Raw genomic sequence first — 21,779 nt, 5'->3', positions numbered from 1 at the left:
CGTATGCTGAGCTTCCGCATGAATTAATGACTCAAGTCAAAAATCAGCACTTCTGTATTAACTCCACCGCCTATTTTCAGGATGGATTCGTTCTCAATCAATAGGGCGTCTCCACTACTTAATTGCTGGCCATTAATGGTAATGGTTAGTGACCAGCGGATAAAGTGAGCATAGGCCTTACGCTTTGGATTAAGCGACAGTGTTGCTGATTGAGCGCCATTAAATAGTCCGGCATACACAATAGCATCAGCATGAATTTTTACGGCACCAGCATCACCGGTGGGCGAGGCAATCACACGTAATACCCCATCTTTTTCGATTACCGGGATAGCTTTTTGCTCATAGCTAGGCTCAATATCGAAAACATTAGGCTCTATCCAGATTTGTAAAAAATGGGTAGTTTGATCTTTGTCGTGATTGAATTCGCTATGCGTTACGCCACTGCCAGCACTCATGCGTTGTACGTCCCCAGGGGGGAATGGACTTAATATTACCCATGCTATCTTGAGGCGCCACTTCTCCAGAGAGCACATAGCTAATGATTTCCATATTGCGATGACCATGTTTGCCAAAGCCCATGCCTGCAGTAACACGATCCTCATTGATTACTCGTAAGTTACCCCACCCCATAAAGCGAGGATCATGGTAGCCGGCGAAGGAAAAGGAGTGAAAGCTTTTAAGCCAGCCATGGTCGGCATAGCCTCGATCTTGGGATTTTCTGAGAATGAGGATGATTTAAGGGTGTTCAGGAGCCAATTGAAGGGGTTTGGATAAGCCTATTATCATTAGCTTGAACTAAAATTGCTGATCGGTAGCACATGGGAAGTTTTAAACAAGATATCAAAGAAACATTCTTTGGTCTTTCTGAGGCTGCTCAGGAGAGGTGGAGTGACTTTACTCAGTTTCTTCAGGAGGCTTGGCCTCTGCTCCTGCTTCTCCTGGGCATCCTCATGGGGATCTGGTGGTACGCGGATCCTCCACCCCCTAATCACGTTCAGCTCGCAACTGGATCTGCTGGTGGGTCATATGAGGCTCTCGGAAAAAAGTATGCTGACTATTTTGCAAAGAAGGATGTTACGTTAGAGCTAGTGCCGACTAACGGTGCTCACGAAAATATTCATCGCCTAGCTGATCGCAACGATCCTATTTAGGCCGCTTTCGTTCAGGCTGGAGTCGCTCATACCAAAGAGGTAAAAGGGGTGCAATCTCTGGGCGCTATCGCTTACGACCCGATCTGGTTTTTTTATCGCGGTCCTGAAAGTAAGAATGGTGAAATAGAGGCGCATAGCGGGCACTTTAAATATTTGGCCAAAAAGACTATTTCCATAGGTGTGCAGGGTAGTGGCACTTATGCGCAAGCATCGAGGATTTTAGATGCATCAGGATTCGATCATCTTCCGCAGTTTGTATATCTGCCGGATGCCGAGGCGGTCAAAGCCCTAAGGTCAGGCAAAATTGACGGCGCTTTTATCGTGGATGCCTACGAGGCGCCAAATGTTCAGGCCTTATTGAGTGATCCTAATTTGCATTTGGTCACCTTTAAGCGCGCTGAGGCTGACGTCAAAATTATTCCTTACCTTCACATTTTGAATGTGCCTCAAGGATCATTTGACCTGAAGCGGAATTTCCCATCACAGGATATGAAGTTGCTTGCCACTACGACAAATTTATTGGTGGATGATCGTATGCATCCGGCGATCCAATTTTGATTTCTAGAGGCGGCTCGTGAAATCAATGGTCGTGGATCATTTTTCTCGGAGAGAGGAGAGTCCCCCTCCTTTAAGGACTCTGTTTTACCGGATAGCCCTCTATAGCAGTGCATTATGAAAATAATCATTACCCATTACTATCAACCTATGTGCCGTTTTGGTTTGCGGAACTGATTAATCGTCTGGTATTCATTCTGCTGCCCTTTTGCGCTATTGCATAACCTATTCTGCAGTCGCTTCCTGGTTACAGGACCAAGCGAATGCAAAATAAGATCAATCGCTTGTATGGCTCTCTGAACGCATTGGAATAGGAATTGCTTGATGGCTACAGTAGCGAGCAGAGAGATGAGTATCTAAAGAGATTGAATTTGCTCGAATATCAAGCGTTAAAAAATTAGGGTTTCGAAACGCATGTCCGGCGACTACTATTCCTTGCGCACTAGCATTGATTACATACGCAATTGCTTAAATAGGGGTGAACACCCTTATCAATATGCTGAGAGCGTTGCCTCCGACCTAAATTCTTATTCATTTTCCCCAGTTCTGCTGGGGAATTTGAAGGATGCGTAGCGCACCACCGCATTGGCTAAAGCCAGAATCAGAATGGTCAATCCCATAAAGAGGATGGGCATATCCGCTTCATGTTTGGTGTTGACTAAGTCAATGATGAGGCGAGTAACTGCAGTAATGGCTACATAGATTAAGAAGCGCACCGGCATGCGGTTGGTTTTGAAATAAATCCCCACCATGGTGCCAATTTCTAAATAGATAAAAAGCAAGAGTAGATCTTCAATGGAGATCGATGCTTTGTTGACCATTCCTCGGAATGCAACAGCCGCCGACCAAACGGTTGCCGCGCCAATACTAAATAGAGCGATTCGATGAAATAAAGAAACAAATAAATTTTCAATAGGAACAGTCCATCTTTCAATGGCGTCTTCTAATTTAGATGAATCTTTGGGTGAGGTAGGGGTCATGTTCATTAAGCCTCCAAATATTGAATATGTTTTCCTCAGTATAGGTATCTATGCGGCGATGTAAAGAGGCGCGAACGCCTCTTTTTAGAAGTGTTGAGTTAGATCAACCCAGACTATCTGCCCAGATGTTGTGAGCCCAACCCCAGGCGTAGACACCTTCCAGTGTTGAGGGTGCAGGGGATAAGCCGCCCGAACCAGGCACCGGCTTGAAAGTCTTTTCGGCTGCGTTGTACTGATGCACGCTTGCAACATGAATGACTTCTTTGTCATTCACAAAGCTATAGCAAGTATTCGTAAGCACAGGCGCGGGGTTTACCTCCCAGTCACTGAGTTCAGCCACAATTGCCGCGGCGGCAACTTTGGCATATTGGTTTGCCATATGTCCAGACTTGGGCATGGCTTGGGCTACTTGGATAGAGTCGCCCAGCACATGAATATCCTTTTGCGCTGTGGATTCAAAGTTGATGTAATTGACATTCACCCAACGCCCATTCGAATTGGCGAGACCCGTTTTGACGGCGATTTCACCGGCGCTCATAGCGGGAAGTAGATTTAAAACGTCCGCCTTGATGTCATCTTGCACTTCGAACTTAATCGTTTTCGTTTTTCCATCTACCGCAGTGACATTGTATTTTGGTAAGTACTCAATCATTCCTGGGTACTGCTCGGCCCATACTTTTTTAAAGAGAGCGCCCTTGGAGATCACATCCTGGTTTGCATCCAGGATCAGCACTTTGGATTTGGGTTTGTTTTGTTTGAGATAGTTCGCGACCTGACAAGCCCGCTCATAAGGGCCGGGGGGGCAGCGATACGGCGCTTCTGGAATGCTGATGGCAAAGGTGCCGCCATCACGCATAGTGGCTAATTGCTTGTGTAAAGCAGTCGTTTCAGGACCTGCCTTCCAGGCTGGCAAGGTAGCGCCTGATTTATTGGCCTGCGTCAAACCTTCGATGCTCTTCATCATTAAGGTCACCCCAGGCGAAACAATGGCTTTGTCATAGCGCAAAGTTTTGCCAGAAGCCAGTTTGACTATTTTCTTGGCTTGGTCAATGCCAGTGACGGTGTCTTGAATCATCTTGACACCATGTCGTTTGCTGAGATTGTCATAAGGTGTTGTGATGTCCGCAAGCGTGCGGGAGCCGCCTACGACTAAATTGGATAAAGGGCAAGAAACAAAAGAAGCGTTTGGTTCTATGAGGGTTACTTTTGCCGTGTTATTGGAGAATAAGCGCAGATATTTTGCGGCGGTTGCTCCGCCGTATCCTCCGCCAATGACGAGAATTTCTGCTTTTTGTAAATTAGCGCGGGCTTGACCAGAGAAGCCTGCGAGCAAGCCAAGCGCAGCAGCGCTTTGACCAATAAAGTGTCGACGATCCATGGTGGGCTTCCTCCTTATTGTTTCTTGCTAAGTTGATTGGCGATGGTTTCGAGTTGCTCATCAGAGTAGCCTTTGGCTAGTTGCGGCATGATGGTCCCTTCACGAGAACCGGTTTTGAATGCCTTAAGTTGAGTTAGCATCTGGAGGCTATTAATCAAAGGAATGCCACCGTCAACCACTCCTTTGCCATCAGTTCCATGACAATTTGCGCAGGTCGCAGCAAGACTCCGTTTGTATAGATTACTTGCATCGGCGTTTTGCGCGAGGGCAATGCCGCTACATTGGCCGAAACCACTCAATATAAAAGCTAGAGTTGCAGGTTTTAAATACCTTGCTCGCATATGGTCGTTCTCCGTTTGGGAAATTGCTAGGCAATCAGTTGTAGGTGATTTAGTTAACATCTTAAACAAGATGCGTCTAAAAATGGGCAATCGCATCAGAATCATTTCTTATAAGCTCATTCAAAGATATAGGTAGCAGTAGTTTGATGGCGGCTTCTTGTAAACCCTATACACTATAGCTATGCGCACCTTATTTGCTGACCGTTCTGCCATATTGATCCTGCTTTTAGGTGTATTTACCTATATTTATGGCTTGGATAGTCGATTTGCGCCCAAAAACGGTGATGAATATCCCTATATGCACATTGTGCGCATGACGGCTGATTCAGGAGAGTGGTTGCCGCTGCAATCCGAAATGGAGGGCATTAAAAATACCAAGCCACCGCTGATTTTTTGGCAGGGGATTGCCAGCTCTCACTGGGCGAAGGATTGGACTTTGGCTAATTTGCGTTGGCCGAGTGTTGTGTACACCGGCATAACAGCGTTCTTATTGTTTTTGGCGGTACGTCGCTTTAGCGGTAAAACACAAACAGGAATTTTGGCGGCATTGGTTTGGCTCTCCTTTTTTGCGACCTATCGTTACGGTCGTCCATTTTTAGCTGACCCCCCTGAAGTATTTTGGATTTCAGTGCCATTTTTTGCGATCTTGTATTGGGGTAAGAGTGCTTTTGAGTCGAAAGTCTTTTTCCCATTAATGGCGGGAATTTGTTTCGGTATCGCCTTATTTGCAAAATCATTTGCTTATATTGTTCCGACTTCATTTGCTCTGGGCTTGTACTACTGGCGTTGGCGCCAGTGGAGCATTCCACAAGTACTCATTCGGGATCTATATAAGTTAATCATGATCGCAGCACTCGCTCTAGGGGTTTTTGCCTTGTGGTTTGTCCTAGATCCCAACCCGAATGCGCTATGGAAAGAGTTTGTGCTTGGCGAGAATGCTGGTAAGTTTGCTGCGCGACAGTCCAGCTATGTCATGGATTGGTTTAGAGGGGGTGACAGCATTTGGCTGTTGGTATTGACTACGATTGCTAATGCAGGTTTATTTAGTTTCGTACTCATTTCCAGTTTGATGCAGTGTTGGCGCGTGCGACGCTTTCTCAATCTGGAAGAAGTTTTATTGCTGCTCCTGATCGCGGCATTCTTGATTGTGTTTAGTTTGCCTAGTCAACGATCGGGTCGCTACCTTTTGCCAGTGATGCCCGCATTTGCCGCATTGATTGCTTTGCATTGGGATCGCTTGCCGCTATGGGGATTTCGTATTGCCTTGCTGCTACAGCTGTTAGTGCTTTCGCTGCTGCTATGGATTGGAATCAATCTCCAGCATTCCCAGTTCATGGGTGATGCTGGGGTATGGACTTATTCCGCTTGTCATTGGATTGTGATGGGTTTTGGTTTACTCGTTGTGTTGCTTGGATTGTTTAGGCGTAGCCAAACAAAAACCCTAGCATTGGCCGCCTGCTTTCTGGTGTATTGCGCATTAACGAGTAGTCTCACTCCTCTTGAGGGGCGATTGGGGCGCTATTCCGCAGAAACGATTGCCCAGTTGCAGGATAAAGAGGTTTGGATTCCTTGTGACTATCGGGCCAAGGATGAGGAATATCGCTTGTTAATACCAGGAGCAAAATTGTATGGCTATTTGGCAAAAGACGCTGGTGATATTGATTTCTTGACGACACGCTATCCTCTAGTAGCAGTGCATGCGCCATTAGGAGCGCTGCCTGAGCTCTGTGAATCCTGTCAGATTGTTGGTCAAAGAATGGAAATGCGCGCGCGTCACTCTAATGAAGAAATTGTCGAGATGCTATCTGGAAAAATTGGTGAGCATTTATTTGTTAACGAGTATTTGATTGCTACCCCAGCTGCTATGCCGGATGCATCAAACGTGAAGGATGTTTGTAGATGAGTCATATCGTTGCCTTATGTTTCTTATTGCTTGCCGCAGTAATCGGTTTTTTACATATTGATAGTCGTCCAGCTTGGGCGCCATTTGCCACCCCTTCTTTAGCTCCGGTGGATGAAGTCTTGGATGAGGCCGCAACACTAAAGACTAAAAATTCATCTAAAAGCGCTGTTCCAGCCTCCCAATTTAATTGGCTTCCAGATACGGGCGCAGCCTCGGTGCATGCGGCTTCATTGATCGCCTTAAAGGATGGTGCGGTTCGGGCATTTTGGTTCGCGGGTAGTCGCGAGGGTGCGGCCGATGTTTCCATATACAGCTCCGTTTACGATCCTCAATCCGCCAATTGGAGTGCTCCGACTGCTGTGATGGATCGCGTTGTTGCCGAAAAGGGTTTATCGCGCTACATCGCTAAAGTAGGCAATCCAGTGCCCAGCAGGTTGCCTGATGGGCGATTGCAATTATTCTTTGTGACGGTTTCAATCGGCGGCTGGGCCGGCAGCTCCGTTTCCGCAATCACTTCTGATGATGATGGTTTGACATGGAGCAATCCTCGGCGCTTAATTGGTTCTCCTTTATTGAATCTCAGCACGCTCGTGAAGTCACCTAGCGTGATGTTTACTGATGGCTCACTGGGCGTTCCTGCTTATCATGAATGGATAGGGCGTTTTGGCGAGTTCTTGAGAGTAGATGCGGACAAGGTGATTGATAAGCGCCGCATGAGCTCGGGACGTAGCGCGATTCAGCCTTTAGTTTTTGTGAATGATGCTCAGGACGCCAGTGCTTATTTTCGGCAAATGCGTAGCTCTGGTCTGCCAAAGCAAATTCCCGTTAGCCAAACCCAAAACACAGGTCAAAGTTGGCAGTCATCCGCAGACTTGCCTATCGCGAATCCGAATTCCGCACTAACCGGCCTCATTCTTCGCAATGGAGTCCGCATTTTAGTTTTAAACAATATCGAAGCAGGACGATATCGGCTGGTTTTGTTAATGAGTAGCTCCAGATTGGGCAAGTGGCAAACCGTTGAAGTGCTAGAGGATGATGAGGCTTTGCCTGAAGTGCAGCGCAAAGAATTCTCATACCCTTATTTGATTACTGTAGATGGGGATGATGCGCATTTGGTATATACCTGGGATCGTAAAAAAATTCGGCACCGCTATTTCTCTGGCGCATGGTTAAAGCGGGCCCTCAGTAAAGCGCAAGCGCTTGAGACGGATGCATCTGGTCAGGAGGCTAAACCATGAATTCCTTAATGCAAACCTTGGCGTTAATCGAGTTATCGATATCGGTTGCGGTAGTGTGTATTTGGGCTGTGCAAAAATTCTCCAAAAACCCATTGCCATTTGCCTCTAAGCTGGTGCTCGTTCTACTGATCGGGAATTTATTATTTTGGCCACTAGGCTTGGGCATGGAGTTGCCATTGATCGCATACGTTCGTGGCGTTACTGGTGATTTAAGTATTGTGTTGACCTTATTGTGGTGGAGTTCATTGCTACCATCCAATAAGCAAACGCCTATGGCATTTAAATTGACAGTAGCCCTGATCGCCTTCTGTTTTTATCCCTTTGCTTTAGGTTTGGGAATGATCGATCCTTATGCATGGGGTTATGGCTCAATTCTCTTCTTGGTGACAGTCTTGGCATTCGCTGTGGTCTGCGCGTTGGTGAATTGGTCTAAAGGTGTTTGGATTATCGCGATTGCTATTCTGGCCTGGTCCGCCAATTGGCATGAGTCAGCCAATCTATGGGATTACTTGCTGGATCCATTCCTGGCAATTTGGGCGCTACTTTCTTGTATTGGAGCGCTTTACAGGAGGCGTCGCGATAAGGCGCGCTCAGGATATTTGTTCAGGCCAGGATAAGAATGGGATGGGCTGGCATTAAAAAAATGAAGCATCAAAATAAAAAAGCCAGCATAACGCTGGCTCTTGGTTGATTGCATTTCATTCTCAATCTGGAATATTCGATTTGCGAATGATTGAACCCCATTTATTAATTTCTGCTTCCAGATGTGATCTAAGTCCTTTGGGAGTCATTTTGTCTGGTGAGACGATATCAATATTGGCATCCTCAAGACGTTTTTTACATCCGGCGTATTAAAAGCGCAATCTTCAAAGCGGCATTCAACTTATCTAGGATTGGCTTAGGAACGCCTTGTAGTGTGTACATGCCATGCCAAACTTTAACTTCGAAGCCTTTTAAGCCTTGCTCACCCAAGGTGGGAACATTTTAGATGGCTGGCAAGCGTTTGAGAGTGGTTGTGCCAAACGCTTTTACACGACCATCTTTAATGTAGGGGATGGTTTGGGTAGTTTGATCGCAAAGCAGGTCAACTTGACCACCCAATAAATCCGTGAGGGTAGGGCCAGTTCCCTTGTAAGGAATATTGGTTAACTTCACACCCATACGGCTCTGAAATAGCAGTCCGCATAGCTGTGAAACGGCGCCAGGGCCCGCGTTGCCATCGTGACCTTTGAGCCATTCGCTTTGATATAGGCTTCGAGCTCTTTAAAGTTGTTGACAGGCAGGTCTTTCTTGCGTAAGAGGACCATTGGCACGTCGGCAACTTGGCCAATGTATTCAAAGTTGTTTAGCGTGTCGTATGGGAGCTTGTCATACAACGCGTTTGCCGTTGCCATTCCCATATGGTAGATGGTGTAATCATCAGGAGCAGCGCGCGCTACTTTGGTGCTGGCAATCGTTCCACCAGCGCCGTTGACGTTTTCAACGACAACGGTTTGTCCAGGCGCTTGACCCATAGGGACGGCAATTAAGCGTGCTACTGAATCAGTAGGGCCGCCAGCGGCAAATGGAGTGACTAAGGTAATGGATTTGGTGGGCCAATCTTTTTGAGCTAGGGCAGTGGTGCTGAGGAATGCGGTGGCGGCTATGGCTGCAGCAATTCCAGAAAACAAAAATTTCTTCATTTTCAGTTGGGTCTCCATCTTGTGTTCATGTAGACCAATTTTGCCATTTTTATAACTATTTTTGTCTTCGCTAGCCCTAGTGTTTACCAGTAATAGCTAAAGCCCTTTGAGCTAATAACACTACTGGCCTATCGATCATGCGGCCGTCTAGTTTTACGGCGCCGCCTTTGGATGCCTTGTCTGCTTCGATCACTCGATGCGCCCAAGCCAACTCTTCTTCGGTTGGAGTAAAGACTGCGACAACAATGCCAACCTGTTTTGAATGAATGCAGAGCTTGCCGCCAAGGCCCATACGCTTTGCGCGTTCCGCATCATCCGTAATGCGTTCTACATCGTCGGTGGAAGGAGTGACACTATCAATCGGATGTGCAATCTGCGCAAGGCGGGACGCTAAGACGATTTGATAGCGCGCGGTTTGTAGTTCAGCTTCTTGGCGATCACATACCATGCCAAGATCCGCCTGCAGATCGAGATTTCCCAAGGCGAGGCGAATGACCTGATTCGAGTTTGCAATTGCTTTAAGTTGATCTAAGCCAATTGCGGTTTCAATCATGGGAATGATCGCAGTGTTTGGAAGAATTAAAGCTGCGCCATTAATCTGATCATGCGATTCACTCTTCGGAATCAATAAGCATGCAACCTGAAGTTCTTGAGCCAGAATTAAATCAGCCGCATAAAACTGACTACCTGGAGAATTTGTGCGAATCACCAAGCGTTTCTTTTAGTCTGCGCTAAAGTTGGGCCATACACTGCGAATCGCATCGCGCGCTTTGACTTTATCTTCTTCGGCAACCGCATCCTCTAAGTCCACTACAACGCCACCAGCTCCACTATCAAGCGCCTTGATAAAGCGTTCTGGGCGTGTACCTGGGACAAAGAGGAAGTTGGTGCTAAAGCCCAGTGGCGTATTCAGTGGATTCATATCAAAGTAGAAAAATAAGTCAATTAAATAGCGGATACCGATGTCAGGAGAAATCCTATCTTGGCTTGTTTGCGGAGATTCCACAAGAGATCAATTGCTTGGCGCATCTCTTCTGGAGTTGCGCCATCGCTAAAAGCCGCTAGACGCATGGCTTTATCGGTAAGTTCTTCTCGTGATAGGGTATTACCAGGATCGCCCCTGGGTTCATCTACACGGCCCTCTAAAACCTGACCATTTTTCAAATGCACTTTGACTTTACCAATCCACCGCTGTGGATAGGCGCTATCCACAGCGGGGTCGATCTGCATGGAAACGCGTTCACGGAAGGCGCAGATTTCATCGTCATGAAAGTGTTGATCACACTCTTGGAGGCCGGCAAATTGATAGTGGGCAACTAAGGCCAGCACTGTACCCATAGAGAACTTCGACTGGTGAACGGTAGCTGGATCAGTGACTGGACCTAAAACATCAATAGCGCCCTGATGAACGAGTGTTTCCACTTGGGCGATATCACTAGGGATTAACTTATTTGTCAGTATTACTGGCAGCAAGGCATCCGCTGCAGGGTGGGTGTGTCGGCATGAGGCGTCATACTTAAAGCTGGTTTCCGCTAAAGCCCAGCGACTGCCTAAACGATCAACCAACTTACTTAGATCGCTATCGCTGGACATGCCGGCAGCAAGTCCTTGCTTACCTTTCAAAATGTGCTCGGCGCCAGTAAACCAAGCCTGTGCAATATAGGCTGACATCAAGCCAGTGGAGGCGGCGTGCGCCGTGTGTAATTGCTTGGAGTCCGCCGCATCACGTAGCAATTCCCAAAGGCCGGCTGATTGGGTGCCCTCAGATCCAAAGGCATTGAGCATTTGTTCTGGATTGAGTTTAAGAAGGCGACCTACAGTCGCTGCTGCAGCTAATGTTCCAGCAGTTCCGGTGGTATGGAGCACTTTGTAATGTAAACGACCTAAAATCACCAACTCGAATGCCAACCTCATAGCCTGCGACTGCGGCAACCAATAATTCTTCACCAGAAGCGCCAAGCGCTTGCGCGCAGGCAAGTGCCGGCGGAAAGACTACTGTATCTGGATGAAAGACAGAGCCATTGTGAACATCATCCTGCTCGGCAACGTGGGATGCGGCCGCATTAGCCATGGCAGCTAAAAAAGGGCTCGAAGATTTGCGGGAGATAAGAACCTCGGAGGGGCCGGTATTGCTTGCATTAAATCCGCCCATGTTTTGTGCGAATTGGGTAATGAGCTCGACAGGGCGAGAGCCTTTGCCAGCAATCGCCGAACCAAACCAATCGACCAATAAATCTTCAGCACGATTCATGACTTCGTTGGGAATATCCGCTGTTTGAAGGTTGGCTGCGAACGCAGCTAACTCGCGAGAGAAATGGAGATTGCTCATCATCGCCCCTATGCTAAAACGGCGGTGGCTTGCATCGTGAGCCAGCCTTCATGATCTTGCGCCCAAATCGAAATCGTTTTTCCGCTAGAATCTTTTTCTAAATCTGGTTTGGCGTTCACTTTGAAAATGTTGATATCAAAAGTGGGGCGGATGGCACGGAACTCAAAACTTTTAAGCCTGCAATCGGGAATGCTTTGTCGTACCAAGTCAACTAATAAAGTTGCAATTAACGGCCCATGCACAATTAACCCTGGATAGCGCTCCACTTCAGTCACATACTTGCGATCGTAGTGAATGCGGTGACCATTAAAAGTCAGGGCCGAATAACGAAACAGCAAGACATCATCCGGCGTAATGATTTTGCTCCACTTGGCGTCAGTCGGGGCGGGAGTTGGCGCTACAGGTTTATCGTCAGGTCCTGGCGCATCGCGATAGACGATGTCATGTTCTTCAATGATTGCGAGATCATTTTGATTGGAGATTTTGTGATTGACCAAAACGAAAATCCAGTTTCCAGTACGACCGGATTTATGGGTAACCGATTCAATCGTGGAGACCCGTTCAATCTCATCGCCAACTGCCAATGGCTTTAATCATTCAATGCGACTGCCAGCCCACATACGTCGCGGTAATGGAACTGGGGGAAGAAAGCCGCCATGTTTTGGATGACCATCAGGACCGATTTCTGATTCGCGGGCATACGGCAGAAAATACAGCCAATGCCACAGCTCCGGTAGAAACGTCCCTTTGCCAGGCGCTGGATCTTCGCGATCTAAAGTCGCCGAGAGAGCGCGCACAGGTGCCGCTGTAACGGTGTCCTGAATAGACTCAGTTTTACCAAGCCATTCTTGAAGGTGGGTGATGGTTTGAGGTTCGATCCGCATGACTTCCATTATGCCAATCCTGGGGAAGGCTTACCCCATCAAGACAGCGGCAAAGTGAAGTAAGAGTCCTGCTAGCGCAGAGCCGCCTAAAACGGTCATCACGCCTTTTTGAAATCTAAATAGGGCTAACGCTGCCAAAGCGCAGATCAGAATGGAGATCCAAGAGATGGGCCCCCAATTCTGCTAGGTAAAAAGACGTGATAGGCGAAAAATAGTCCCAGGTTGGCGATAACGCCAACCACTGCTGCGGTGATGGCGGTAAGTGGTGCCGTCAATCCGAGCTTGCCATGAGTGGATTCAATTAACGGTCCGCCAACCAAGATAAAAAAGAAAGAAGGGAGAAAGGTAAATCAAGTAGCAATGCATGCGCCAAGCACGCCAAACCAAAATGGCTTGTTTGCGCCTATTAAATGTTGAATATGACCTGCAAGGTAGCCAACGAAAGCGACCGCCATAATCAACGGGCCCGGTGTAGTTTCACCAAGCGCAAGTCGATCGATCATTTGCTTGGCGGTTAACCAGTGAAAGCGATCAACAGCACCTTGATAAACGTAGGGAAGAACTGCATTGGAAAGGCGAGATTCAGAATAAAGATAGTCAGGAATGAGCCGAATGCACTCCATTGAAGTGCTTGATTGTGAATAGTGCGTTTACCAATTCTGAATGCAGCAATATAGAACAATGGCGGTAACTGCTAGCTTTATACCAAAAAAAGATCGCAGCAATCCAGGATACTTGCCAAAAGGTGAGGTAGACCCAGGACAGACCAATCAGTATGAAGAGGGATGGTAGAACAAAAAGCGCGCCTGCCAGAATACCGCCCCAGCTGCGGTGCATTAACCATCCGATATAGGTAACTAGTTTCTGCGCCTCAGGCCCGGGAAGTAGCATGCAATAGTTCAGTGCATATAAGCGCCGCTCAGAAATCCAGCGACGCTTTTCGACTAACTCTTGGTGCAGAACGGCGATCTGTCCTGCTGGACCGTCAAAGCTGATGAAGCCTAGCTTAGCCCAAAATTTCAGGGCTTCGCGTAGTGGAACGCTCAAACTTCATCCATTCCGCCAACTACTTGGCTAAAGCCGTTATCAACATAAATGATTTCAGCGGTAATGCCGTTTGCCAAATCAGACAACAAGAAGGCCGCAGTATTGCCGACATCATCGATGGTCACATTACGACGCAGTGGCGCGGTTTGTTCTACGGCTTCCAAGATCTTGCCAAAACCTTTTATGCCAGAGGCTGCCAAGGTTTTGATTGGGCCTGCAGAAATAGCGTTAGCACGCATGCCTTTAGGGCCGACTGAGCCAGCGAGGTAGCGCACAGAAGCTTCTAAAGAGGCTTTTGCTAAGCCCATGGTGTTGTAGTTGGGTACATTTTTCATAGAGCCCAAATAGGTCAGGGTAAGCAAAGAAGATTTATCACGCAACATCGGTAATGCTTCTTTTGCCATCGCTGGAAAGCTGTATGCAGAAATGTCATGCGCAATCTTGAAGCCTTCGCGAGAGAGGCCCTCTAAGAAGTCGCCAGCAATGGCTTCGCGTGGTGCAAAACCAATCGTATGTACAAAACCATCAAACTGGGTCCAGGATTTGGCTAAATCCTTAAATAGAGCGCTAATTTGCTCGTCGCTGCCTACATCGCAGTCAAAAATGAGTTCGGTATTGAATTCTTTTGCGAAATCAACGATGCGGTCCTTAAAGCGCTCACCTACATAGGTAAAGGCCAGTTCGGCACCTTCGCGGTGACAGGCCTTGGCGATGCCATAGGCGATAGAGCGGTTCGAGAGGAGGCCGGTAATGAGAATTTTTTTGCCAGAGAGAAAGCCCATGATGTGTCCTTTGCTTCAAATATGATTAGCGATCTACAATTGTTGCATATATGCTCATACTCAATCCCATTCGCCACATTACCCATTACTTCTTGCTAGCCCTGCTAGTAGTGCTGGGGGCTAACGCCGCCATGGCGGGGCAGGGAATTGCGCAATATGGCAAGACTAAGTATCCCGAGGGATTTGCCCATTTTGAGTATGTCAATCCCAATGCTCCACGCGGCGGAACCTTGGTGTTGCCAAATCCAGGCCAAAGAACCAGTTTCGATAAATTCAATCCATTTACCCTGCGTGGCATTACTGCGCCTGGAATTGAGTTGATGTTTGAATCGCTGGCGGAAGGTAGCGCTGATGAGGTATCTAGTATTTATGGCTTATTGGCTGATGATATTCAGGTAGCTAAAGATCGTAGATCGGTGACATTTCACATTCGCTCGGAGGCAAAATTTTCCGATGGCAGCCCTGTTTTGGCGGCAGACGTGAAATACAGCTTTGATACTTTAATGAGTGGTAAAGCACATCCTCGTTATAAGACAACTTTTGCGGATATCAAAGAGGCGGTCATATTATCTGATCGCTCCATTCGCTTTGATTTTAAGAATGACAATTCAGAGTTACCGATCCTGGCGGGAACATTTCCAGTTTTTTCGCGTACCTGGGGCAAGCGGCCAGATGGCTCCATGATTCCCTTTGAGAAACTGGCTTTTGAGGCGCCTATTGGAAGTGGCCCTTATTTAATTGAATCTTTTAAAGCCGGTAAGTCGATTGTTTATAAAAAGAACCCAAACTATTGGGTAGATCAACTTAGCAAACCTTTAAATATTCGCGTTGGCTTTTATAACTTTGATCGAGTTATATACAAGCTGTACAGCGATGATGCCGTCAGGCTGGAAGCCTTTAAGGCAGGGGAGTTTGATGCATTAGTGGAGTATCGCGCCAAGATTTGGGCCAAAGGCTACGTCGGCTCAAAGTTTGATAAAGGAATTCTTTTAAAGAACGCGTTTCTCAATCATAACGGCGCAGGGATGCAAGGTTTCGCGATGAATGTACGGCGTCCCATCTTCAAAGATCCACGGGTGCGTGAAGCCTTGGGTTATGCGTTGGATTTTGAGTGGCTCAATCGACAAATATTTTTTGATCAATATAGTCGCATCAATAGTTATTTTACGAATAGTGATTTGAGCGCTAACTTTGACGGCCCACGCAAACCCACGGAGGACGAGTTGAAATTACTCAAGCCTTTAAAGGCAAAATATCCACAGTGGGTTCCTGATGCTGTATTTTGCCCAATGCCTGCGGCGCCATCAACAAAATCTCCTGGTAGCTTGCGCCAGAATTTAAAAAAAGCGCGTGAGCTTCTCATGCATGCTGGTTGGCAATATCGAGACGGCGCATTGCGCAATGAAAAGGGTGAGCCGTTTCGATTTGAGATTGTGGAAGACGGTGGATTTTTCTTAAGGGTTATCTCTTCCTATGTTCGTAATTTGGAAAAACTCGGGGTGCAGGTTGATATCCGCACAAGTGACTTGACTTTGCATCAAAAGCGTATGAATGAATACGATTTTGATATGACCACCGTTCGTTTTCAGGATTCTCAAAACCCCGGCAACGAGCTGTGGGATCGCTTTGGTAGCCAGGCCGCTAAAGAAAAGGGCTCTGATAATGTGATTGGTGTGCAATCGCCAGTAGTTGATGCTTTGATTGATGAAATTACCAAGGCTCAAAATCGGGAGCAACTGCGAACCGCTACTAGAGCGCTAGACCGTGTCTTGTGGAATAGTTTTTACGTTGTGCCGCAGTGGTACAATCCCACTCATCGCGTTGCTTTCCGTCACGAGATGCGTTACCCAGAGCCGCCTTTGTATTACTCGGCGGAGGCATGGATCATGCAAAATTGGTGGAAAGAGGGGTCTAAATAATGCAAGGTCAAATGCGCGCCTATATCTTTAAGCGCTTGCTTTTAATGATTCCTACGATTTTGGGTGTGTTAACCCTGACATTTGCGGTTGTGCAATTTGTTCCGGGTGGGCCTGTTGAGCAAATGGTCCTTGAATTAAAAGGCAATGGTAGTTCGGCTACTGGTGGTTCAGAATCTTCCGGATCTGGTGCAACATATCGAGGTCGACAAGGCGTTGACGCGCAGCGCCTCGAAGAGGTAAAGGCTTTATATGGTTTTGATCAGCCACCTATTGAGCGTTACTTCATGATGCTCGGCCGCTTTGCTCGATTTGACTTGGGTCAAAGTTATTACCAGCACGAGAGTGTTTGGAGTCTGGTGGTGTCTAAGTTGCCGGTGTCGATCAGCATCGGTTTATGGACCTTCTTTCTCACCTATTTAGTTTCAATACCTCTGGGTATCGCTAAAGCGGTGCGTGATGGCTCGCGATTTGATGCAATCACTAGCAGCATGATTCTGGTGGGTTATGCCATACCGGGATTTGTATTGGGAGTTTTATTACTGGTTCTCTTTGGCGGCGGTAGCTTCTTGCAAATATTCCCGCTACGAGGCTTAACGTCAGACAACTGGAGTGATCTCAGTCTGATTGGCAAGGTGATGGATTACTTGTGGCATTTGGTGCTCCCAATCACTGCATCTGTTCTGGGTAGCTTTGCGGTAGTCACAATGCTGACTAAGAATTCTTTCTTAGAAGAGATTCGAAAACAGTATGTTCTCACTGCTAGAGCGAAAGGTCTTACTGAAAAACAAGTGTTGTGGAAGCATGTTTTCCGCAATGCGCTCTTGCCGTTAGTGACTGGATTTCCGGCGGCTTTTATTGGCGCCTTTTTTACGGGTTCATTATTGATTGAGACCTTATTCTCCTTGGATGGGCTTGGCTTTCTATCGTATGAATCAGTGATGCGCAGGGATTACCCGGTGGTCTTTGGCACTTTATATTTATTCACCTTAATCGGCTTATTTACTAAGCTGATTTCTGACCTTTGCTATGTGTATGTTGATCCACGCATTCAGTTTGGCGCGGGAGGTGGTTCATGAGTCGTTGGCAACGGTTTAAAAATAGTCGCACGGGTTATGCCAGCCTATGGATCTTTTTGGCGCTTTTCGGTTTGTCGATGTGTGCCGAGTTGATTGCCAATGACAAGCCTTTGGTCGTTCGCTATGCAGGGCATTTCTATTTTCCGATCGCCAAGAGTCAGCCAGAAACTGTCTTCGGTGGAGATTTCGCCACACCAGCTGATTTCTTGGATCCAGATATTCGTAACAACATCACGAGCAACGGTAACTGGGCAATTTACCCGCCGATTCATTACAGCTACGAGACGCTCAACTATTTTTCTAAAGTTCCCAACCCGGCACCACCTTCTTGGGAAAATTGGCTTGGGACTGATGATCGCGGGCGCGATGTTCTGGCGCGTTTGATTTATGGTTTTCGCTTATCTATTCTCTTTGGTTTAGCGCTAACGATTGTCGGTGTGAGCGTTGGCATCATCACCGGCTCTTTGATGGGCTTTTTCGGTGGCAAGTTCGACTTAATCTCGCAACGTCTGATTGAGGTTTGGTCGGCGATGCCAGAGCTCTATTTGTTGATCATCTTTGCTTCAATATTTAACCCCAGCGTTTCTTTGTTGATTATTTTATTAGCTGCCTTTGGTTGGATGGGTTTATCAGACTATGTCAGAGCGGAGTTTTTCCGTAACCGCGCATTAGAGTATGTCCGTGCGGCGCGAGCATTGGGTTTAACGAATTTGCAAATTATGTGGCGCCACATTCTGCCTAATAGCTTGACACCAGTGATTACTTTTTTACCATTTCGAATGAGTGCCGCCATTCTGTCTCTCACCAGTTTGGATTTCTTGGGTTTGGGAGTTCCTCCCGGCACGCCAAGCCTCGGTGAATTGCTGTCCCAAGGCAAGAGCAATCTCGATGCATGGTGGATCTCTTTGTCTACCTTTGTTGTTTTGGTGGCAACACTACTGCTATTAACATTTATGGGCGAGGCATTGCGTAATGCGTTTGATTCTCGCAAAGCGGGCATGATGAGTGGAGGGCGCTCATGAGCTTGTTACGTTACGCAGATCTTTGTATTGCTTTTGGAGCTGGCCGACGTGAAAAATTCGCCGTTAATCATCTCGATTTAGAGATTGGGATCGGTGAGCGTGTTGCTCTGGTAGGGGAGTCGGGCTCAGGCAAAACGCTTACAGCCTTAGCGCCATTGCGATTGGAGCCTGAAGGTGCCAAGGTAAGTGGAAAGATTCTCTGGAATAGAAAAGACGGAAAGGGCGAGATGGATTTGCTCTCCATGTCTATTCAGGACATTCGGGAGATTCGTGGGCGTGAGATTGCAATGGTGTTTCAGGAGCCCATGACCGCGCTGAACCCGCTATTTACTGTTGGCAATCAAATCATTGAGGCGGTACAAATTTACCAGCCCTTAATTTCTAAAGCAGATTCGATTGATGCTGCGATAGATTTACTTCGTAAGACGGGAATCCCTGATCCTGAGCGCCGCTTTCATTCCTATCCGCATCAACTTTCTGGTGGCCAAAGACAGCGTGCGATGATCGCGATGGCCCTGGCATGTAAGCCTCGCCTCCTGATTGCAGATGAACCCACAACAGCGTTAGATGTGAGTTTGCGTTTGCAGATTTTGGATTTGCTCAAAGAGTTGCAAGAAGAATCCAAGAATGATGGCGGCATGGGGATTTTGTTAATCACCCATGATCTCAATTTGGTGAAACATTTTGCTCAGCGTGTCGCGGTATTAAATCAAGGCAATTTAATGGAGTCCGGATCCACGAAGCAGGTCTTTGAGCATCCTGAGGATCCATACGCTCGAGCTTTGGTTAATAGTGAGCCAGTTCGTGACTTGGCGCCACTCATGCCTTTAGCTCCCGTGCTGCTGAAAACCGAAGAGCTATCGGTTGCTTACCCCAGCTCAGAGTTAACTTCTTGGTTTAAAAAAGCGCCGCCTCATAAAGTGCTCAAAAAAGTGAGCTTTACATTAAAGCAAGGTCAAACCATTGGCGTGATTGGTGAATCGGGTTCTGGCAAGACAACGTTGGGAATGGCGGTGCTTGGTTTACTGGGCGACTCAGCGGCAGAAGTCTCTGGCGATGTGGACGTACTTGGCAATGCCTGGCAAACACTGAAGCCTGTCGAGAGAAGGGCGCTGCGCTCAAGCTTGCAAGTCATTTTTCAGGACCCGTTTGGTTCGCTCTCGCCACGTATGAATGTGTTTCAGATTGTTTCAGAAGGTTTGGATGTGCACTTTCCAAAGTTGTTTGCGGCAGAGCGTGAAGCTCGCGTGGTGGACATGCTAAAAGAAGTGGGTTTAGATCGTTCCGCACTATTGCGTTATCCCCATGAGTTTTCTGGTGGTCAGCGTCAGCGGATTGCTATTGCCCGCGCATTAATCTTTCGCCCACAAATTTTGGTTTTAGATGAACCCACCTCTGCTTTGGATGTATCGATCCAAAAGCAGGTGCTAGCCTTGTTAACGGAGCTACAGAAAAAATACAACTTGGCCTATCTCATGATTAGCCATGATTTAGCGGTCATCAGGGCAATGTCCCATGAGGTCATGGTTCTCAAGGGCGGCAAAGTGGTGGACTTTGGCGATACAGAAACCTTGATTAAGCACCCCCGTCAAACTTATACAAAAGAGCTTTTTGCAGCAGCAGAGCTGACTTAGCGAAGGGTAAAACCCCTTGAAATGGGCTAAATTGGTGCGCTAGCCCGCATTTTAGGAAAAATTATCTTTATAAACAAAGACTTAAGTAAATATTGAAGACTTGGTAAATTGGGTGTTCTTTGTTAAACTCGTCGCATGCTATTGAAAAAAACAATGCTTTCTAAACTCCTGGACTTTGGTCTGAGTGCCTTCATTTGCGTATCTGCGTATGCGGTTGACCCTGTGGTTGAAGCTAATTCAGAAACTGCTGTGCCAAAGGAAAGTATGTTTCAAGCTGGACGCTCTTACATTGCCCGCGTTTCAGATCGTCTGGCAGATACCGTTACTGGCAAATCAGAAGAATTGATTAATCGCGCCATGGAAGTGATTGGTGTGCGCTATCGCTGGGATGCTGAATTGCCGCAATCTGGATTAGACGGCAGCAGTTTTGTAGGTTATGTCTTTAAAGATAAGCTCGGATTTTTGTTGCCACGCAAATCCACTCAAATGAGTCGTGTTGGCAAGGCAATTACGCGTGAAGAATTGCAGCCAGGTGATTTGGTTTTTTTCAACACCATGCGCTTAACTTTTTCTCACGTTGGTATTTACGTCGGGGATAACAAATTTATTCATTCGCCCTCCAAAGGTACGAATGTTCGCGTCGATGATCTTGGCAGCCTCTATTGGGATAAGCGTTTTGACGGAGCGCGTCGTTTAGATGGTAGCGATAATCTGGATGACTCCGAACGCCAAGAACTTCTCAACGACGTTAAAAACCTAAAGCGTAAGTCGCGCAGCCTTTAAGCTAGCGTATGCTCTTTGAGCCATTGCTTAAGAGCGAAATCAATTCTGGTTTGCCAGCCATCTCCAGTGGCCTTAAATGTTTCAATTACATCACTTGATAGGCGGATGGTTGTCGAAACTTTAGTTGGCTTAGTTTGTGGCCCTCTTGTTTTTCGTGAAGCAAGTTTTTGCTGCAAAGACTTTGGTAGGGAATTAATTTTTTTAGATGCCTTGACCTTTGCCTTGGTCCACTCAAAGTCATCTTGATCACTCTTCCTCTTTTTATTCATAACTGGCAATCTCTCGTTTATTTGCTTTTCTAAAGCTAATGATTCGCATTCCATTAGGCGTTTCTGTAAATACCAGCGCATGAAGTCTATTGCCAAGATAGCCTAAGGCGCACCTTCGAATTTCTCTGTAATCTTTTCTTTTATCAACAGTAAAAATTGCTGTTTCAAAATCAAACTCTGCCACCTGTTCAAAGGATAGATTTCGGTGTCGAATATTGAGTAGATTTTTTGATGGATCATAAGTAATCTCCATACATCAAATTGTAGTTACAATTTGATGTATCGAACTATACCACGCTTTCAGAATGGAGATTAAATGCCTAGCTTTTCAGCGTCTCTTTAATCGATCCCATTTGTTCTTGCGCTGCAATTTCGCCAGCCAAAATAGCGGCATTTCTGGATCTGAAATCGCCACTGCTCATTTGTTTTAAATGCGGCTGAATGACAATGTCGGCACTTTTTCATGCATATTGATTAATGCTTCTTTGCATAACCGAAATGGTTTGTTGCAAAACGACCAAAGTTCCGCTGGCATCTTGGTGCACTGGCTCGGAAGAAATATTGACCGCAATCACCAGGGTTGCGCCCATCTGTCTTGCGTAGCTCACGGGTACTGGGGCAACTAAACCACCATCAACATATGCTTTTCCGCTAATGACTGTTGGTTGAAAAACTCCGGACACGCTGCAGGAAGCGCGTACCGCTAGACCGGTATTACCAGTTCTAAATAAAACCCCTTTACCTGACTGCAATTCGGTGGTAACAATGCCAAGCGGAATACGCATTTGCTAGATGGATTTGTTTTG

At 46.9% G+C, this 21,779-nt stretch carries 17 protein-coding genes and 6 pseudogenes; 10 read left to right on the top strand and 13 right to left on the bottom strand.

The window, feature by feature from the left end:
• Positions 1–23 precede the first annotated feature (23 nt).
• A pseudogene (locus DXE35_RS05545) lies at positions 24–732 on the bottom strand (pirin family protein).
• A gap of 86 nt (positions 733–818) precedes the next feature.
• On the opposite strand from DXE35_RS05545, the gene DXE35_RS09765 reads away from it, so the two are divergent.
• Positions 819–1,151: a hypothetical protein gene (locus tag DXE35_RS09765; RefSeq protein ID WP_197713994.1), complete on the top strand. Its 333-nt coding sequence runs from the start codon at positions 819–821 to the stop codon at positions 1,149–1,151.
• A gap of 48 nt (positions 1,152–1,199) precedes the next feature.
• Positions 1,200–1,709 (top strand): TAXI family TRAP transporter solute-binding subunit, encoded by a 510-nt coding sequence (locus DXE35_RS09760; protein WP_197713993.1) that lies wholly within the window; start codon positions 1,200–1,202, stop codon positions 1,707–1,709.
• Positions 1,710–2,233: 524 nt separating this feature from the next.
• Here DXE35_RS09760 and DXE35_RS05535 read toward each other — a convergent pair.
• The 3 genes from DXE35_RS05535 to DXE35_RS05525 form a co-directional block, all read right to left on the bottom strand.
• Positions 2,234–2,692 (bottom strand): phosphate-starvation-inducible protein PsiE, encoded by a 459-nt coding sequence (locus DXE35_RS05535; RefSeq protein WP_114689827.1) that lies wholly within the window; start codon positions 2,690–2,692, stop codon positions 2,234–2,236.
• Between the two features lie 97 nt (positions 2,693–2,789).
• Positions 2,790–4,064 (bottom strand): NAD(P)/FAD-dependent oxidoreductase, encoded by a 1,275-nt coding sequence (locus DXE35_RS05530; protein ID WP_114689826.1) that lies wholly within the window; start codon positions 4,062–4,064, stop codon positions 2,790–2,792.
• A 14-nt stretch (positions 4,065–4,078) separates the two neighbouring features.
• A complete protein-coding gene (locus DXE35_RS05525) occupies positions 4,079–4,363 on the bottom strand; it encodes a c-type cytochrome (RefSeq protein WP_231970047.1) in 285 nt (94 codons plus the stop codon).
• Positions 4,364–4,586: 223 nt separating this feature from the next.
• On the opposite strand from DXE35_RS05525, the gene DXE35_RS05520 reads away from it, so the two are divergent.
• From DXE35_RS05520 to DXE35_RS05510, 3 genes are read left to right on the top strand one after another with little or no spacing between them, the layout of a single operon-like run.
• On the top strand, positions 4,587–6,308 hold the full coding sequence (locus DXE35_RS05520; protein WP_114689825.1) for an ArnT family glycosyltransferase: 1,722 nt from the start codon (positions 4,587–4,589) through the stop codon (positions 6,306–6,308).
• Positions 6,305–7,546: a sialidase family protein gene (locus DXE35_RS05515; protein WP_114689824.1), complete on the top strand. Its 1,242-nt coding sequence runs from the start codon at positions 6,305–6,307 to the stop codon at positions 7,544–7,546. The genes DXE35_RS05520 and DXE35_RS05515 overlap by 4 nt, the downstream gene beginning before the upstream one ends.
• The gene (locus tag DXE35_RS05510) at positions 7,543–8,163 is read left to right on the top strand and encodes a hypothetical protein (RefSeq protein WP_114689823.1); all 621 of its coding nucleotides are present in this window, start codon (positions 7,543–7,545) and stop codon (positions 8,161–8,163) included. The genes DXE35_RS05515 and DXE35_RS05510 overlap by 4 nt, the downstream gene beginning before the upstream one ends.
• 87 nt (positions 8,164–8,250) lie before the next feature.
• Here the strand turns inward: DXE35_RS05510 and DXE35_RS05505 are convergent.
• From DXE35_RS05505 to fabI, 6 genes and pseudogenes are all read right to left on the bottom strand, one after another.
• Positions 8,251–9,246 (bottom strand): annotated as a pseudogene (locus tag DXE35_RS05505) (tripartite tricarboxylate transporter substrate-binding protein).
• Between the two features lie 58 nt (positions 9,247–9,304).
• Positions 9,305–10,150 (bottom strand): annotated as a pseudogene (locus tag DXE35_RS05500) (HpcH/HpaI aldolase/citrate lyase family protein).
• A 23-nt stretch (positions 10,151–10,173) separates the two neighbouring features.
• A pseudogene (locus DXE35_RS05495) lies at positions 10,174–11,557 on the bottom strand (MmgE/PrpD family protein).
• An 8-nt stretch (positions 11,558–11,565) separates the two neighbouring features.
• Positions 11,566–12,450, bottom strand: a pseudogene (locus tag DXE35_RS05490) (HTD2 family dehydratase).
• A gap of 191 nt (positions 12,451–12,641) precedes the next feature.
• Positions 12,642–13,488 (bottom strand): annotated as a pseudogene (locus tag DXE35_RS11410) (chromate transporter); the annotation flags it as partial.
• Complete coding sequence (fabI, locus tag DXE35_RS05480; RefSeq protein ID WP_114689822.1) at positions 13,485–14,270, bottom strand: enoyl-ACP reductase FabI; 786 nt, start codon at positions 14,268–14,270, stop codon at positions 13,485–13,487. The pseudogene DXE35_RS11410 and the gene fabI, both read right to left, overlap by 4 nt.
• 50 nt (positions 14,271–14,320) lie before the next feature.
• Here fabI and DXE35_RS05475 point away from each other — a divergent pair, with 50 nt between their 5' ends.
• The 5 genes from DXE35_RS05475 (at position 14,321) to DXE35_RS05455 (ending at position 20,704) form a co-directional block, all read left to right on the top strand.
• A complete protein-coding gene (locus DXE35_RS05475; RefSeq protein ID WP_114689821.1) occupies positions 14,321–16,189 on the top strand; it encodes an extracellular solute-binding protein in 1,869 nt (622 codons plus the stop codon).
• A gap of 11 nt (positions 16,190–16,200) precedes the next feature.
• On the top strand, positions 16,201–17,265 hold the full coding sequence (locus DXE35_RS05470; RefSeq protein ID WP_174220959.1) for a microcin C ABC transporter permease YejB: 1,065 nt from the start codon (positions 16,201–16,203) through the stop codon (positions 17,263–17,265).
• A complete protein-coding gene (locus DXE35_RS05465; RefSeq protein ID WP_114689819.1) occupies positions 17,262–18,287 on the top strand; it encodes an ABC transporter permease in 1,026 nt (341 codons plus the stop codon). The genes DXE35_RS05470 and DXE35_RS05465 overlap by 4 nt, the downstream gene beginning before the upstream one ends.
• The gene (locus tag DXE35_RS05460) at positions 18,284–19,921 is read left to right on the top strand and encodes an ABC transporter ATP-binding protein (RefSeq protein ID WP_114689818.1); all 1,638 of its coding nucleotides are present in this window, start codon (positions 18,284–18,286) and stop codon (positions 19,919–19,921) included. Before DXE35_RS05465 ends, DXE35_RS05460 begins: the two co-directional genes overlap by 4 nt.
• 153 nt (positions 19,922–20,074) lie before the next feature.
• A complete protein-coding gene (locus DXE35_RS05455; protein WP_415070036.1) occupies positions 20,075–20,704 on the top strand; it encodes a C40 family peptidase in 630 nt (209 codons plus the stop codon).
• Here DXE35_RS05455 and DXE35_RS05450 read toward each other — a convergent pair.
• The 3 genes from DXE35_RS05450 to DXE35_RS10530 form a co-directional block, all read right to left on the bottom strand.
• Complete coding sequence (locus DXE35_RS05450; protein WP_114689816.1) at positions 20,701–20,973, bottom strand: BrnA antitoxin family protein; 273 nt, start codon at positions 20,971–20,973, stop codon at positions 20,701–20,703. The genes DXE35_RS05455 and DXE35_RS05450 overlap by 4 nt on opposite strands.
• Complete coding sequence (locus DXE35_RS05445) at positions 20,966–21,226, bottom strand: BrnT family toxin (protein WP_114689815.1); 261 nt, start codon at positions 21,224–21,226, stop codon at positions 20,966–20,968. The genes DXE35_RS05450 and DXE35_RS05445 overlap by 8 nt, the downstream gene beginning before the upstream one ends.
• Positions 21,227–21,434: 208 nt before the next feature.
• Positions 21,435–21,758, bottom strand: coding sequence for a patatin-like phospholipase family protein (locus DXE35_RS10530; RefSeq protein WP_231970046.1), 324 nt, complete (start codon positions 21,756–21,758; stop codon positions 21,435–21,437).
• Between the last annotated feature and the right edge of the window lie 21 nt (positions 21,759–21,779).

The organism is Polynucleobacter necessarius (assembly GCF_900095215.1).
Classification (GTDB): domain Bacteria; phylum Pseudomonadota; class Gammaproteobacteria; order Burkholderiales; family Burkholderiaceae; genus Polynucleobacter; species Polynucleobacter necessarius_H.
Note: the sequence above shows the minus strand (reverse complement) of the source record. Positions and strands in the feature narration are given on the sequence as shown.

Excerpts from the sequence above, each read along its gene's own strand:
- DXE35_RS09765 (WP_197713994.1), top strand. The coding sequence starts at position 819 with ATGGGAAGTTTTAAACAAGATATCAAAGAAACATTCTTTGGTCTTTCT.
- DXE35_RS05520 (WP_114689825.1), top strand. The coding sequence starts at position 4,587 with ATGCGCACCTTATTTGCTGACCGTTCTGCCATATTGATCCTGCTTTTA.
- DXE35_RS05535 (WP_114689827.1), bottom strand. The coding sequence starts at position 2,692 with ATGAACATGACCCCTACCTCACCCAAAGATTCATCTAAATTAGAAGAC.
- DXE35_RS05460 (WP_114689818.1), top strand. The coding sequence starts at position 18,284 with ATGAGCTTGTTACGTTACGCAGATCTTTGTATTGCTTTTGGAGCTGGC.
- DXE35_RS05475 (WP_114689821.1), top strand. The coding sequence starts at position 14,321 with ATGCTCATACTCAATCCCATTCGCCACATTACCCATTACTTCTTGCTA.
- DXE35_RS05510 (WP_114689823.1), top strand. The coding sequence starts at position 7,543 with ATGAATTCCTTAATGCAAACCTTGGCGTTAATCGAGTTATCGATATCG.
- DXE35_RS05445 (WP_114689815.1), bottom strand. The coding sequence starts at position 21,226 with ATGGAGATTACTTATGATCCATCAAAAAATCTACTCAATATTCGACAC.
- DXE35_RS05470 (WP_174220959.1), top strand. The coding sequence starts at position 16,201 with ATGCGCGCCTATATCTTTAAGCGCTTGCTTTTAATGATTCCTACGATT.
- fabI (WP_114689822.1), bottom strand. The coding sequence starts at position 14,270 with ATGGGCTTTCTCTCTGGCAAAAAAATTCTCATTACCGGCCTCCTCTCG.
- DXE35_RS05515 (WP_114689824.1), top strand. The coding sequence starts at position 6,305 with ATGAGTCATATCGTTGCCTTATGTTTCTTATTGCTTGCCGCAGTAATC.
- DXE35_RS05455 (WP_415070036.1), top strand. The coding sequence starts at position 20,075 with ATGCTTTCTAAACTCCTGGACTTTGGTCTGAGTGCCTTCATTTGCGTA.
- DXE35_RS05465 (WP_114689819.1), top strand. The coding sequence starts at position 17,262 with ATGAGTCGTTGGCAACGGTTTAAAAATAGTCGCACGGGTTATGCCAGC.
- DXE35_RS05530 (WP_114689826.1), bottom strand. The coding sequence starts at position 4,064 with ATGGATCGTCGACACTTTATTGGTCAAAGCGCTGCTGCGCTTGGCTTG.
- DXE35_RS05450 (WP_114689816.1), bottom strand. The coding sequence starts at position 20,973 with ATGAATAAAAAGAGGAAGAGTGATCAAGATGACTTTGAGTGGACCAAG.
- DXE35_RS10530 (WP_231970046.1), bottom strand. The coding sequence starts at position 21,758 with ATGCGTATTCCGCTTGGCATTGTTACCACCGAATTGCAGTCAGGTAAA.